Genomic DNA, 14391 nt, shown 5'->3' on the forward strand with positions numbered 1-14391 from the left:
TGTATGTGCGAATATGAGAAAGCTCATCCATATATGTTTTGGTGTAATAAAAAACCAAGAAGCGTTTAAGCTCCAAGTAAGTTAAGTACGACCTTGAAGCTTAAAATGAGAGATGGTATCTACAGATAAAATAAAGCCTAGCGTTTACAGGTAAGCTGAACAGATGTTTCGTAGACGTGCAGCTTGCTGACGTGATGAGCGCAGCTCATAATTATTTAAATCTGAAGTCCCAAAAATAAACACCTACAAAAAAAGCTCACATACTGTGAGCTTTTTAAAACTTACATAGCGCTAATTTTAACTTACTGCTGCTTTTGCGGCGGGAAGTTGCTTAAAATATTAGCGACTGTTTCTTTAATTGATGCTTCGCGTTGCTCAGGCGATTGTTTTTTCTTTAAACGACCTTCTTTTGCGCCGCGCCATACAAGTTGGTTTGATTCGCGGTCAATAATATCAATTACTAACGTACCCACTTCGTATTCGCGGGCGCTAATGTCGCGTTGAAAACCCGTACCCCAGTATCCCCAACGTGCGCCGTAGCCTACGTTAAAGCTGTCTACTTCTAGCTCTTTATCTACCGATGCATGGTAGTTAACTAGTACGTCAGCTTGGGTTGGGTCTACTAAGCTCATACCTAATGTTTGGCTAAGCTCTTTATTAACGGCAGTACGTACACGTTTTTCCATTAAGCCGTTAATTTGGTAGTTTGTGGTGTCTTTGGTTAGGCTCGCGTTTTCTACCCAAGCAAATGTTTTAAAATTACTAAAGTTGGCTGATTTGTCGTAATCCCAGTCTGGGGTTTGCGTACAGGCTGTAAGTAATGTCAGCGCTGCAACAATAAGTATATTTTTCATTACCTTTGCTCCAATAAAATGCGTTAATTTAAAATAACACACATCGTTTAAATGTGTATTAGTTTAACGTCCTATATTTTAGTTTAGTTGGTTTGCCTTAACGGCCAATTAATTGTGTTCAACTTCAATCCAGTCTTTTTCGTCTACCCAGTTTTGGGCGCCATCTTTTACTGAACGAATAGGTACAATGTAATCACAGCTTACCTGCGGCTTAACCGAGGCAAAAATTGGCACAAAGCCAAAGCTTAGTGCCGTTTCTATGATTGCTTTTTGGTTTTGGGGGTCAATGTCTGCCGCTTCATCAATATAAATAGGTATACGGTAAAGGTTTTGTTCCTGATCGCTTAATAAGTAACGAATAAACAACATGCCACATAATAACTTAATAGTAATACGGGTCCCGTTTGAGCCAGCTGAATCGATTTTTTCAAAGTGTTCTGTTTCGCCAGCGCGGTTAACCACTTCAAAACGAATATCAAATAAGTCAGTTAATGTAAGGCCCGCTTTGTCGGAGGCAAGTTTTATTAGGTGATCTTTTGCTTCGTTTACCGCGCTTTCGCTGTAAGGTTCTTGGCTTAATAAATCAAGGGTGTCGCCTTGTTCAAACTGATGCGACGTGCTGATAATGGTATCAATACTATCAACCAGCATTTTGCGCGGTATTACGTTAATTTTAAACGCTTGAAGGTTAGAAATACGGTGCTGGCTTATGCCTTTATTAAAGCTGTTCATTTCGCGGCGAAGGCGGTCTAGGTCTTCACGCAAGCCTTTAATTGTGGCGGCTACTTCGGTTAGGGCTACGCGGCCCTGGCGCTCAACGGCATCGCGTTCGTTATCAAGGTTATGAAACGCGCTAATCAACTTTTGGTATTTAGTAAATTCGTCGTTTTCGTTATCGAACTTAGTAATACCCGCGTTATATACATGCAAATAGGTATTACGTACGTTTATGTCAAAGTTGCGCAGCTCTTGGCAGTCTTTATTAAAGTGATGTACTAAGTCGCTTAAGTTATCAAAATCGACTTTTATATCAATCATATACGGGGTTACTTTACCGCTGTATAAATCAAGCGTGTGGTCAATTCGCTCGCTTTTAACTTGGCGTAGGCGCTCGGTTTGGCGATTAATTTGCTCTTGCTTAGATTTAATTAACGAGCGCCTGTCTGCAATTGAGCCACTATTTTTTTGAATGTCTTGTAGGTAGTCGTCAACTTGTTCGCGCTCTGCTAATAACTGCTCTTTTAGCATGGATTGCGCTTCTACCGATTGCTGCATTACCTCAAATTGCTCTAAGCGTTTAAGGGCGCTCTCTGCGCTCATTAGCTCATCGTAAAGTGCATCTTTTTCTTTTTGTTTATCGGCCACGTTAGCGGCTACTTCGCGCTGTTGTTTAAACTCTTTTAACGAGCGTTCCAGCGCGTCTAGCTGAGCGCTAAGCTGGGCTTTGTTTTCGCCGCTTTGCATTTGCACTGGCGAAAGTTTTTTAAGTTTAATGCTTGCCCCTGGAAGCGTTAGTACACCGCCTTTAACGTTTTCGCTTAATAGCGATAAAAATTCCCCAAAGGCGTTTTCATCATCAATGGTTATATCGCCATTGCTGGTGGTGGCAAACGAGAGTATATCGGGGTTTAATACGCGTGATATTTCTTCGACCTCTTTAAGTGATAGGTCTTCGCGCATTCGAGTAAACAAATTAAACTCAAGGTTTTTAAGCTGCAGTTTTAAGCTTTTAATTTGCTTTTGAGTTTCGCTAATGCGGTAATCAAGCGTGTGTAGGCTTTGCCCTTGTGCGCTGGTAATAGAGTGCGAAAGCGACTCGTAGTCTTGCTTAAGTTGGCCAAGGGTGGTTTTAAGGGTGGCTTTATTTACCAGTTCAAATTCGCTTTTAAGAGCGCTGTAATCTAAAAACCATTGCTCTATTTGGGTTTGCCTGCGCTCTATATCGCGCGATTGCTGTACGTATAAGCTTTGCTTTTGCTCAAACTCGTGTTTTTCGTGCTCTATGTCTTCAAGGGCAATGGCTAGTTCGCTTAGTTGCTCTTCTTGGTAGGTATCAAAGTCTATTAATGCTTGATCAATTTTAGGCGCGTAGGCTGCTAACTTACCTTTAAGCACGGTTTGGTTCTCAAGCATTGATTCAAGCGCTGTTATTGGCTCTTGCATTGATTCAAGCGCTTTTAATTCGCGTTTAGCCCGATTTACTTTATCAAACGAGCGACGCCATACCTCGTAAAAGTCCACTTTAGAGTTAGACATATGGCGTTCAAACACACGTAGCATAAAGCGTTTAACATCGCTTGCACCCAATTTGTGTAAGTTAAGAATACGCCTAAAAATTTCTTTATAAATGGCGGAGTCTTGCACGTTATTAAGCGGGATCATTTTTAAATTAATGTCGCCGTCAAAAGGGGTTGCGCCGCCGGTAAGCAGGGCGTTTAGCTCTTGTGCTTTAAGCTCTATAGGGTTGTAACCTTGCGTTTTTAAATGATTAAACAGCTTGGTAAACTTAATAATGGTATTACCTTGCGTGTACTGCGCTAAATCAAGTTTGCCCTGATAACAAAAGTACTGATGCGCGTAACCGGCTATTTTACCAAGGCCTGCTACACCAATAACCACCGAGCCATGGGGGAGGTTGGCTTCGAGCAAAATGTACGACTGATCCGATGAAAAATAAAATTTACGGGTTTCATCTAAATCGTGCCCGTCCCATTCGGTTAGGCGCAAATCGTTTATTAGCGGAAATTGTAGGGCGTTAATAACCGAGCTTTTACCGGTATTGTTTGGTGCACAAATAGAGCTGCTTTTATCAAGCGGAATAACACACTTTGCATAGCCTGCGGTATTAAGTAGGGCGAGTTTACTTAGTCCGTATAAGTTTTTCATTGCTCGTCCTCTGTAATGTAGGTTTCTTCGTTTACTTCCATAAGTGCATCTATATAGCGGTGTATAGGCGCTTGTAGCATAAAGCCGCCTTCTACTTCGCGGGCAAGGCCTAAACGTACCATGCGCAGGTATACGTCTTTACGTAAATCTGAGCCAGAAAATATCTCAAGTTGATCAAACAAGTGTTTATTAATTTGCACTAAGGTTTGCATCAGTTCTAAATCGTTTACTTCATCAAATAGGGCACGCATTGGGTCTTTACCCGTATTGGCAAAATGCTCAATTAAAATGTAAATAGTCAGTGCTATAGCACGGGATATTTTCCCCATGTTTGGCGTGCTTTCGTCGCTGGCAAAGTAGTAAAAGCCGCGGCTATCGTGTTTTAAATCGTGGCCAAGGGCGCTAAATAAGGCGCTATAAGATTCTATGTGCTGGTCAAGCTCTTGCCACATTACGTTGTCTTGTTCGCAAATATGGTAACCCGCACCTAATTTTTTATTAATGGCTTGTAGGTGCGTAAGCTCGTCTAAGTTTATATGTGTCATGTGTTACTCGTCTGCCTGTGTATCTGGCTGAGGCGCAGAATTAAATGGGTATAACGAAAAATGCTGGCCGGCAATTTTTACGCGTGTTTTTTCATCGCTTTGGCTAATGTGAATTTCACTGTCGCTGACTAGTTTTTGATATAAAAATAGCATTTCGTCGGCGTCTAATTCTGGGTAGCTTTCATCTAAAAATTGCAGTAATGGCTGGGGCTTTTTACGTTTTTTATTAAAGCGTTTTGCAAAGCTTGTTTTAACATCGTGGTAATCAGGAATGTTTGGCGTAACAAATGCCGGCACGTCTTGTTGCTCTGGGAGCTGGTATTCTTCGTGTTCAAATTCTACCAAGCTTGCCATATAGGCAACTATATGACGCTGCTGGCCAAGCGAATAACGCTGCGCATCGCTTACAAAATTTGGTTGTACCGCGCTTAGCATGTTGTCTACGCCATTTTTACGCACAAGGCCAAGCACTTTTGCTGCCTGGCGGGTAATTAGGTTATTACGGCGTAGCTCTTCGCGCAGTGGCATAAGCATATCGGCACTTTTGCGTAAGCTTTCTCGGCCAACTAAATGCATTTCGAGTATACGAGTACGCAATTGCTCAAGCATACGTTTGTCGCTGTAGGCTTTGCCTGAGCGTTCAATGTGCTCTATTTGCTTACTTATTTGTTGCTCAATAAGTGTAAAACAGGCATGAAAGTCACCGCGAATATCGACCATTTCAAGCATCGGCTCTATGTATTCATCAAAGGCTTCTATTACCGCTTTGTAGCGCTTTTGCAAAGATTGCACCGCGTGATCAGATTTAGCTTGCTCAACAATGTTTAAAATAGCGTTTTCGTTGTGCGCGTAAAGCTTCATTATTTTACGTACCCGATCATCCATAATGCGGCTGTAGCGGCGTAAATCGTCAAAGTCTTCTATTTCGCCGGCATTATCTAATCGGTTTCCTAGGCGTGCTAAATCATCAACCAAAACGCTAATTTCTTGTGCTAAACCTAGGTGTTCTTCTTGTAATAAAAAGGTCGCAAAATCGGCAATGGCGCGGTTTATTTCAAGCTGGGATGATTTAGCCAATGGAATAAGTATATCTTGATTGAGCAAACGATTTGTTTCTTTGTATATGCGCTCGTTTGTCCACGTGGGCTGTTTTTGCTTAATGGCGTTTTGCACGTCTTTGAGGCTAAAGTCGGCCATTTTAAAACGTTTAAATAATAGCTCTAAAACACCCCAGTGTTCGCTAAGGGTATTAAGCAGCTTTTTAGCTGGGATCATAATGCGGTGATACATCCTAGTAATGAGTTAACTACACTTAAAGCAGAGCGTAGTTTTTATATTTTTATAATAAAAAGTACTCGTTATTAACTGGCTTAATTTACACATTTTTTTAGCTGGCGTACAGGCGAGTTACATTAAGCGCTGTAAAAGTAGCCAGCAATGTAAACCCGGGCTAAATTATTCGCGTTATATTAACTAAAACACCTTGACAGCTAGACGTCTAAACGATAACTTTCAAAGCCCCGCTACACAGTGGGGTTTTGTTTTATTAGCCACAGGTTAATACAACATTCAGAAGAGGTGCGATACTTAGGTATTTAATGGTAGGTGACGAACGCCCATAACCATTAAAGAGGGAAGTACTCGCCGAGGAAAACAAGGTTACGTCAACCGTGTTTTTCGGTTTATGGGGCTGAATCCCCAAAACTGTCACCAACTTAGGTGGAGAGCTTCTGGCAGTGGACACATCTTATTTGCATTCCTTTGCCAAGTTCTTCTTGTTTTTTAGCGGTTTGGATACCGCGAAAGGAGACGAAATGACTACCCAATCAGTGCCACAAACAGTATCAGGCGCAAAATCAGATTACATCGTTGCCAAATTTGGCGGAACCAGTGTTGCAAACTTTGAAGCGATGAGTCGCTGCAGCGAAATTATTGTTGCAGATAAAAGCGTACGTATTGTAGCTGTGAGCGCCAGTGCCGGCGTAACTAACCACTTAGTTGCACTGTGCAAACCCGACCTTAGTAAAGAGCAGCGCCAAGCACACATAGATGGCGTATTGGCTATTCAACAGGCTATTTTAGATGAGCTGTCGCTTGATGCCGATTTAGCGGTGGGTTTTAACGAGACGTTAAAAGCGTTTCAAACGTTAGCCCTTGAAACACTCACCACTGATCAACAACACGATGAGCTGCTTAGCTTTGGCGAACGTTTATCGTCTTATTTATTTGCTCAAGTGCTGCGCTTAAAAGGCTTAAATGCAGATAGGTTTGATGTACGCAAAGTGCTTAAAACCGACAGCCAATTTGGTAAAGCAACGCCCGATGTTGCGGCCACTGCACAAGCGGCTAAAAATCTGTTAATTCCGTTATTAGATGAGCAAGTAATAGTTACACAAGGGTTTATTGGTAGTGATGAATTTGGCCAAACCACAACGCTTGGCCGTGGTGGCTCTGACTACAGCGCTGCGTTATTAGCAGAGGCTATTAACGCTAAAAGTGTACACATTTGGACCGATGTAGTGGGTATTTTTAGCACCGACCCACGTTTATGCGCTAAGGCAACGCCAATTGCTCGTTTAAGCTTTGATGAAGCCGCAGAAATGGCGACATTTGGCGCAAAAGTATTGCACCCTGCAACTATTTTACCAGCAAGCCGTAGCCATATTAATGTATTTGTAGGCTCTAGCCGCGAGCCAGAGCGCGGAGGAACGTGGATTGAGCGTGAAAAATCGCAGCAGCCAGGTATTCGTGCCGTTACGCAGCGTAAAAACCAAATATTGCTAACCCTTAAAAGCCCAGAAATGTTATTAGCAAGTGGCTTTTTGGCCCGTGTATTTACCATTTTGAGTGAATTTAATATATCGGTAGACTTAGTTACTACCTCAGAAATTAGTGTTGCCATTACGCTCGATAACGCGCCTAATGCCTCGCGACCTGAGCTTGAGCAAGCGTGTTTAGATAAATTGGCCGAATTTTGTCATGTATCGGTTGAAAACAACTTAACCTTAGTGGCGCTTATAGGCTCTGAAATACAGCTACGCCAGCACGAAATGAACCTAATGAACGTATTAAAAGAGTTTAATATTCGATTAATTTGTCATGGTGCAAGCAAGCACAACTTATGCTTTTTAGTAGAGCAAAGCGAGTCAGATACCGTGGTACAAGCAATACACAGCCGCTTATTAGAAAGCGCTGCTTAAGCTTTTAAAGCCAAGTTATTAAGTATCCAAGTTATTAAGTATAAAGCACCGCCAGTCGGTGCTTTTTTTATGCGCCACGCTTATATCAAACTCCTCATTGGCAACCGTTATGGTGTTACTCGATGCTGTAAGGTTTAACAAAGAAAATTCATCAAATACATTTGGGCTAAGCAATTGCGCTATTGGGCGGCTAGTTGCTTTAGCGAGTGCCTCTTTTAAGGTCCAAATTCTAAAAAAGCTCTGAGCTTGCTCTTTTATAGCCAAAGGGGCGGTAATTAAGGCAATTTCAGCCTTATGATAAAAATGCTTAGCGAGTTTTTCGAATGGGCGTTTTAAGTTTATTTTTTCAATATCAAAGCCAAACTCCGCCTTAGTAACATTAAGTGCAACGCCAACTAAGCCATGCGAGTGCGAAATACAGGTATTTATAACGGTGTGGTTTATATGGAGCTGCAGTTTTGAGCATTTTTCATTAAAGTGGGTGCTCATTTTATTAAGCGGTATGTGTGCGTATTGGGGCTGAGTATGCTTTGCAAGTTGCTTTAGTAATATGCGCGATGCTACATATTCTTGCTTTGCTTGCATGCGTTTACGGCGATTTATAACGCTTAGCTCAAATGGGCTTAGGTATTGGGTTAAATCAAGGTGTTCTACATTTAGTGTGTTGGCATTAAACACTAAAATAGTATTGTTGCTAGGGGATAAATCGCTATAAAAAGAGGGAGCAATACTTAGGGTGTTTTTAAAAAAGTGGTTAGTCATACGCGCTTAAAATAAGTGAGTGCTGTAATTATGAGCGGTTAACAGCGCTTATTTATGCCAAAAGCAATTTTATTACTCAGTTGGCATTAAATATGGTTTAATTCACAATAATCAAAGAATAACAGAATTTGTAGATGTATGGCACAAGTGCGTGATGGATTTCAAAGCCGTTTTGGTTTTGTTTTAGCCGCTGCAGGCGCAGCAGTGGGTTTAGGTAATATTTGGGGTTTTCCTACGCAGGCGGCCAACCATGGTGGCGGTGCATTTTTATTGGTTTACTTTGTAGTTATATTTTTACTTGCGCTACCTGCGCTTTATACCGAACTTTATTTAGGCCACCAAGCGCAAGCAAACCCAGTAAAAGCATTGGGTAATGCGTGGCAAAATACCAACAAAAAAGTAGGGGCTGCCGCAGGATATATTGGCCTTGCGGGCGCTGTGGTTATGCTTAGCTTTTATTCTATTGTAGCTGGGTGGATGCTCTCTTACGCGATAGAGCCTATTACTACATTTTTTGGTTTTACCGCAGCAAGCGAATTTTTGCACAGCGACTCTATGGTGCGTAATTTTATATTTACGCCGCTTATGCTTATTTTAACCGCCAGTATTATTTTAAAAGGGGTTAAATCTGGGATTGAAACCTGGTCACGCCGTTTAATGCCATTGTTATTGGTGCTACTAATAGGCTTAATTTTTTATATAGCCAGTTTAGAAGGCGCCAGCGAAGGGTTTGCTGCTTATTTAATTCCTAATTTTAGCCAAGTGCTTGACCCAAATTTAATTATTGCTGCAATGGGGCAGGCGTTTTTTTCGCTCTCATTAGGGGTTGGCTGCATGATGATTTATGGCTCGTACCTGCAGCCAGATGCAAATCTGCCAAAACTAACTGCAAGCGTTGCACTACTTGATACCAGTGTGGCATTTTTAGCAGGTTTACTGATAGTGCCTGCAATTTATGTAGCGCAGCATAACGGGGTAGAGGTGTTTAGCGGCGGAAAACTTATAGGTGAAGGGCAGCTTATATTTGCTATTTTGCCAGAGCTTTTTAGTACCATGGGCGAAATTGGTTTACTAATTGGGTTACTGTTTTTTGTACTTATGTCGATTGCATCGGTTACATCTACTATCTCTACCACAGAAATACCAGTAGCGTTTTTAGTAGAAAACCACCGCGTAGACCGTACTAAAGCAACGTGGGCCGTTAGCCTAGTGGTGTTAATATGCGCTAGTGCAATAATATTAAATTTTGAGTGGTTATTTGGTTTAGTAATCATGCTATTTACTCAGTACCAACTTCCACTTATGGGGCTATTTTATTTTATAACCGCAGGTTGGATGTGGAAACGCGGTAATAAGCTTCATAAAGCCAGCACCGGCACGCATTACTGGTTTGCTCAATACATTCGTTTTGTGTGCCCAGTATTAATGACTCTTGTTTTTGCAAACGTTGCGTTTGGCTAAAGTATTTTAAGCTTTACCCGTTATGTAAATAGCAAAACGGGTAAAGCTAAATTAATGGGCCGCGGCTTTATAAAACCTCATTGGTTAAAGGTCTTTGTTCATTAATTTCCATAGCGTTTTGTATGGTGGTATTGGCAATTTCGCTAAGGGCTTCTTGAGTAAAAAAGCCTTGGTGGCCAGTTATTAATACGTTTTTAAAACTAACTAAGCGCGAGAATATATCGTCTTGGTTTATCTCGTCGCTATGGTTTTTAAAAAATAGCTCCGACTCCTGCTCGTACACATCAAGCCCTAAATACCCTAGCTTTTTAGTTTTAAGCGCATTTATACACGCTTTGCTATTAAGTAGCGCACCGCGCGAAGTGTTAATTAGCATTACCCCAGGTTTCATTTTATTAAATGCATCGTCGTTTATTAAATGGTGTGTTTGCTCATTCAGTGGGCAGTGCAGTGAAACTATATCGCTTTGAGTAAGCAGCGAATCTAAATCGGTAATGGTGTAATTGCCAGGTGTTGCATAAGGGTCGCACACTAAAACATGCGCGCCAAAGCCATTTAAAATATTACAAAGGGCAAGGCCAATTTTGCCACAGCCTATAATTCCAACTGTTTTGCCGTGTAAGTTAAAGCCTAATAAACCGTTTAAATCAAAGTTGTCTTCGCGTACGCGGTTATAGGCTTTATGTGTTTTACGGCTAAGGGTAAGCATAAGTGCAACACAGTGCTCAGCTACGGCTTCTGGGCTGTATGCGGGTACTCGTAATACCTTAATGTTGTGTGCTTTGGCGGCCACTAAATCAACATTATTAAACCCTGCGCAGCGAAGTAAAATAGTATTAATTCCTTGCTCAGCAAGGTGCTCAATAACGAGGGCGTTAACTGTGTCGTTTACAAATACACACACAGCATCAAACCCTTTAGCAAGCAGTGCTGTTTGCTCGTTCAGTGCTTGCTCAAAGTAACAAATCTCTATTTGTGGGTGTTTGTTAATACTGCGCTCAAAAAAAGGCTGCTCGTATTTTTGCGTACTAAAAAAAGCAATGTTCATGTTATTTACTCCAAAGCCTAGCTGTTATACCAATGCGCATAATCAAGTGATCTATTTTGAGGATGTAAAAACGCGTTGATAGCAAGGCAAAAAATTCGCTATTTAGTTGTTCTCGGCAATTGCTCCTGCATTGCTCTACCTTCTGCATCCATGCAGTCGTAAATGAGAGTTTTTTAACACAGATAGCGACACGTTTAGCCCCTAAAAATGATTAAGTATTATTGCTGATTGGTATTATACGTAACCTTAAACTAGTTTAATAAAGCATGCTTGAGTAACCACCCGTTTATTGATTTAGAATAATTAAGCGCCTTTTAATGCATTAAAGTTGGGTATTATTTTTGCGTTATTTAAGTTATTAGCGTTTAGTGCGCTAGGTAAGTTTGCCTCAATGACCTGTTTAAGCGTTTCGGGCTTGGTGCGCGGCGCATAACGTGCAACGAGCTGACCTTGTGGGTTAATTAAAAACTTGGTGAAGTTCCACTTTACTGCGCGGTTTTGCGAAATACCACGGGTATGCGACTTTAAATAATTAAACAGCGGATGCGCCTCTGGCCCATTTACCATTACCTTACCAAACACTTTGAACGACACGTCAAATTGCCCTTGATAAAAGTCTTTAATCGCGAGGTTATCAAGCGGCTCGTTTTGGCCAAATTGATGACACGGAAACGCTAAAATAGTGAAACCGCTATTTTTATATTCCTGATAGAGCTTTTCTAGCGAACTTAATTGCACCGAAAAATTACATTTACTTGCTGTATTAACAATAAGTACTGTTTTGCCTTTTAGCTGGCTAAGCGCATAGCTTTCGCTGTTGTACAAAGGGGCACTAAATTGATAAATACTATCCATGGTTACCTACTTATTTCCTTACGTTGGAAATTTATAAAGACTTAATTCGCTTTTTAAGCAGCCGATTGACATAATCGGGCATAGTTTCTAAGTTAGCAGGAAAATAAGGCACTTTTATGTCAATCAATGTTGCATTTATAGGTTTAGGGGTAATGGGTTACCCAATGGCAGGGCATTTAGCAAAAGCGGGCTTTAATGTGTGTGTATATAACCGCACTCAAGCAAAGGCGCAAAGCTGGGTAGATGAGTATGCAGGAAGCTTTGCTACCACGCCGCGAGAAGCTGCTAATAATGCTGATATTGTATTTATGTGTGTAGGTAATGATGATGACTTACGTGCGGTTGTTTACGGCGAAAATGGTGTTTTAGCGGGGATGGCCGTTAATAGCATTTTGGTTGACCATACTACTACATCGGCCGAAGTAGCCCGTGAAGTAGCAGAAAAAGCAGCCCTGCAAAATATAGATTTTATAGACGCGCCCGTATCTGGCGGACAAGCAGGTGCTGAAAACGGCGTGCTTACAGTCATGGCTGGCGGTAACGAAGCTATTTTCACTAAAGTGCAACCCGTAATGGCAGCATATAGCCGTTTTAGCCAGTTATTAGGCGATGTGGGCGCAGGGCAGTTATGTAAAATGGTTAATCAAATTTGTATTGCCGGCGTAGTGCAAGGCTTAGCCGAGGGCTTACATTTTGCCAAACAAGCAGGGCTTGATGGTGAAAAAGTAATTGAAACCATTTCAAAAGGGGCTGCGGGTTCGTGGCAAATGGAAAACCGCTACAAAACAATGTGGGCAGGTGAGTACGAGTTTGGTTTTGCCGTAGATTGGATGCGCAAAGATTTAGGCATCGCGCTTGATGAAGCTAAAAACAACGGCGCTACGTTACCGATGACCGCAACGGTCGATCAATATTACGCCGACGTACAAGCGCTTGGTGGCGGCCGATACGATACATCAAGCTTACTAGCACGCATTGAAGCACTGCACAAAAAATAACGTTTTGACTATGCCTAGTTAAATGCGAAGCTTGCTGGCGTGATGGGCAAAGCCCATAATAATTTAAACAAAAACGCGACGCTTTAGTAATTAAAGCGTCGCGTTTTTATATGCGCTATACAAATAAACTAAAAGAAAATTACATGCTTTGCGCGTAGTTATATAAAGCTTTTAAAATGGTTAGGTTTTTTTCGCTGTCGTCGTGCTCATGGGCCAAGTTTTCAAGGGTGATCATAAAGTCTTGTGCGCTAATTGAGGGTTGATCTTCTCCGTGCATTAACTTGTTTTGGCAATACTGACGCCATTGGTCAAGCTCTTGCTGGTTTAGCGTTTCTGGCCAGTTTCGTGCACGATATCTAAACAGTAATGTATTGAATTTTTTATCTTCAAAATCTAAATTTAAGCCCGCTAGCTCGTCTGGTTTAGCATCGCGAATAATCGCAAATTTAGCTTTGTCGGCGTGGCTTGTAAAGCCATCGTAAAGTAAGTAATCAACGTTAGTGGTCGCGCTGTAATCACCTTTTTCGTTAAACACTTCAGTTACTTTATCGCGAAGCTCGGTATTGGCTTTTAAAATAGCTAAATTAGCGAGGCATTGCTCGCGGTTAATGCCTAAACGGGCTGCATTTTCAGGTAATAACGTTTTAGCAGGCGCTAAAATAGGGCACTTGTTTAAATGCACCAGTTTTAAACCAACAGGTAAATCACCCTCGGCTAAATCAACACGTTTGGTGTATAAACGTTTACGTAGTTCTTCTACGTTTAAATCAAGCAATACTTGCGGGTTTTGGGTTAAATCAAAACATATAACGGCGTTTTTATTTACCGGATGAAAGCTCATAGGCGCCACCCACGTAGTACAGCCCTGCGTTGCAGGAATGCGTGACGAGGTATGTACCAGCGGCGTCATGTTAAATACATCAACTAACTCACCAAGCGCTTTTTTATTACGCAGCCCAAAAAAGAAGTTATAAAGCTTTGGTTGTTTTTCTTTTATAAGTTTAGCCAATGCAATAGTGGCAGTTACATCGCTTAGCGCATCGTGCGCAGCGGCGTGTTCAATGCCATTAGCTACCGTTAAATGTTCAAGCTTAAAGCTCGGGCTGCCGTCTTCTTTTAACGGCCATTCAATGCCCTCAGGGCGCAGCGCATAACATGCACGTACTAAATCAATAATATCCCAGCGGCTGTTATTGTTTTTATATTCGCGCTCGTACGGGTCGTAAAAGTTACGGTAAAAGCTATAACGGCTTACTTCGTCATCAAAGCGAATACTGTTATAACCAGCAACACAGGTGTTTGGCGCACTAAATTCAGCGTGAATTTTGGCTATAAACTCAGCCTCAACCAAACCTTTTTGCATCGCCACTTGTGGCGTAATACCGGTAATTAAACATGCCTCAGGGTGAGGCAAGTAATCCGCTTGCGGCTTACAATATTCAATAAGCGGCTCGCCAATTATATTTAAATCAAGATCGGTACGAATTCCCGCAAACTGGCTCGGCTTATCTTTTTGAGGGCTCGCCCCCCAGGTCTCATAATCGTGCCAGTAGATTGTTGCTTGATTTTGCTCTTGATATGCCATGCTAAAAACCCTGAGAAGTTAACTTAAAAACGCCTAAATGCACGCCAAGTTACTAAAATAATGAATTATTTAGATTATGGCATATGGGCGAGGGAGTTTATAGGTTTGCGATTGATAAGGGAGTTAAATTAGGTGGTGTTTACTAATTATAATTAAAGCACTTGCTATGAATTGCTTACTAGTTTGGCATTAGACTA

Annotated in this window: 11 protein-coding genes and 1 riboswitch; of the genes, 3 read left to right on the forward strand and 8 right to left on the reverse strand. The window is 41.6% G+C overall.

The features are described 5' to 3' along the window. Window positions 1–302 precede the first annotated feature (302 nt). The 4 genes from OIZ54_RS00005 to OIZ54_RS00020 all read right to left on the reverse strand — a co-directional run bounded on the left by OIZ54_RS00005 (window position 303) and on the right by OIZ54_RS00020 (window position 5560). Entirely contained in the window at window positions 303–854 is a 552-nt protein-coding gene (locus tag OIZ54_RS00005) for a DUF4136 domain-containing protein (RefSeq protein WP_064384948.1), read from the reverse strand. 108 nt (window positions 855–962) lie between these two features. After that, entirely contained in the window at window positions 963–3740 is a 2778-nt protein-coding gene (locus OIZ54_RS00010) for an ATPase (RefSeq protein WP_264389320.1), read from the reverse strand. Continuing rightward, a complete protein-coding gene (locus OIZ54_RS00015) occupies window positions 3737–4285 on the reverse strand; it encodes a condensin complex protein MksE (protein WP_024033404.1) in 549 nt (182 codons plus the stop codon). The genes OIZ54_RS00010 and OIZ54_RS00015 overlap by 4 nt, the downstream gene beginning before the upstream one ends. A gap of 3 nt (window positions 4286–4288) precedes the next feature. Then, window positions 4289–5560 (reverse strand): hypothetical protein, encoded by a 1272-nt coding sequence (locus OIZ54_RS00020; RefSeq protein WP_004587702.1) that lies wholly within the window; start codon window positions 5558–5560, stop codon window positions 4289–4291. A 290-nt stretch (window positions 5561–5850) separates the two neighbouring features. Continuing rightward, a riboswitch (Lysine riboswitch) is annotated at window positions 5851–6023 on the forward strand. 76 nt (window positions 6024–6099) lie between these two features. Here OIZ54_RS00020 and lysC point away from each other — a divergent pair. Beyond that, the gene (gene lysC / locus OIZ54_RS00025) at window positions 6100–7485 is read left to right on the forward strand and encodes a lysine-sensitive aspartokinase 3 (RefSeq protein ID WP_264389321.1); all 1386 of its coding nucleotides are present in this window, start codon (window positions 6100–6102) and stop codon (window positions 7483–7485) included. Between the two features lie 18 nt (window positions 7486–7503). Here lysC and OIZ54_RS00030 read toward each other — a convergent pair whose 3' ends face one another. Then, window positions 7504–8247 (reverse strand): 4'-phosphopantetheinyl transferase family protein, encoded by a 744-nt coding sequence (locus OIZ54_RS00030; RefSeq protein WP_264389322.1) that lies wholly within the window; start codon window positions 8245–8247, stop codon window positions 7504–7506. Window positions 8248–8385: 138 nt separating this feature from the next. On the opposite strand from OIZ54_RS00030, the gene OIZ54_RS00035 reads away from it, so the two are divergent. After that, on the forward strand, window positions 8386–9708 hold the full coding sequence (locus OIZ54_RS00035) for a sodium-dependent transporter (RefSeq protein ID WP_004587706.1): 1323 nt from the start codon (window positions 8386–8388) through the stop codon (window positions 9706–9708). Window positions 9709–9775: 67 nt separating this feature from the next. Here OIZ54_RS00035 and OIZ54_RS00040 read toward each other — a convergent pair whose 3' ends face one another. After that, window positions 9776–10756 (reverse strand): 2-hydroxyacid dehydrogenase, encoded by a 981-nt coding sequence (locus OIZ54_RS00040; protein WP_264389323.1) that lies wholly within the window; start codon window positions 10754–10756, stop codon window positions 9776–9778. Window positions 10757–11059: 303 nt separating this feature from the next. Beyond that, the gene (locus OIZ54_RS00045; RefSeq protein WP_248531719.1) at window positions 11060–11611 is read right to left on the reverse strand and encodes a glutathione peroxidase; all 552 of its coding nucleotides are present in this window, start codon (window positions 11609–11611) and stop codon (window positions 11060–11062) included. 116 nt (window positions 11612–11727) lie between these two features. On the opposite strand from OIZ54_RS00045, the gene OIZ54_RS00050 reads away from it, so the two are divergent. Beyond that, window positions 11728–12609, forward strand: a complete 882-nt coding sequence (locus tag OIZ54_RS00050; RefSeq protein WP_054983140.1) for an NAD(P)-dependent oxidoreductase — start codon at window positions 11728–11730, stop codon at window positions 12607–12609. A gap of 139 nt (window positions 12610–12748) precedes the next feature. On the opposite strand, the gene sbcB is transcribed toward OIZ54_RS00050, so the two are convergent. Beyond that, window positions 12749–14194: an exodeoxyribonuclease I gene (gene sbcB, locus OIZ54_RS00055; protein ID WP_264389324.1), complete on the reverse strand. Its 1446-nt coding sequence runs from the start codon at window positions 14192–14194 to the stop codon at window positions 12749–12751. Between the last annotated feature and the right edge of the window lie 197 nt (window positions 14195–14391).

Source organism: Pseudoalteromonas sp. A3, from assembly GCF_025942345.1.
Lineage (GTDB): Bacteria > Pseudomonadota > Gammaproteobacteria > Enterobacterales > Alteromonadaceae > Pseudoalteromonas > Pseudoalteromonas atlantica.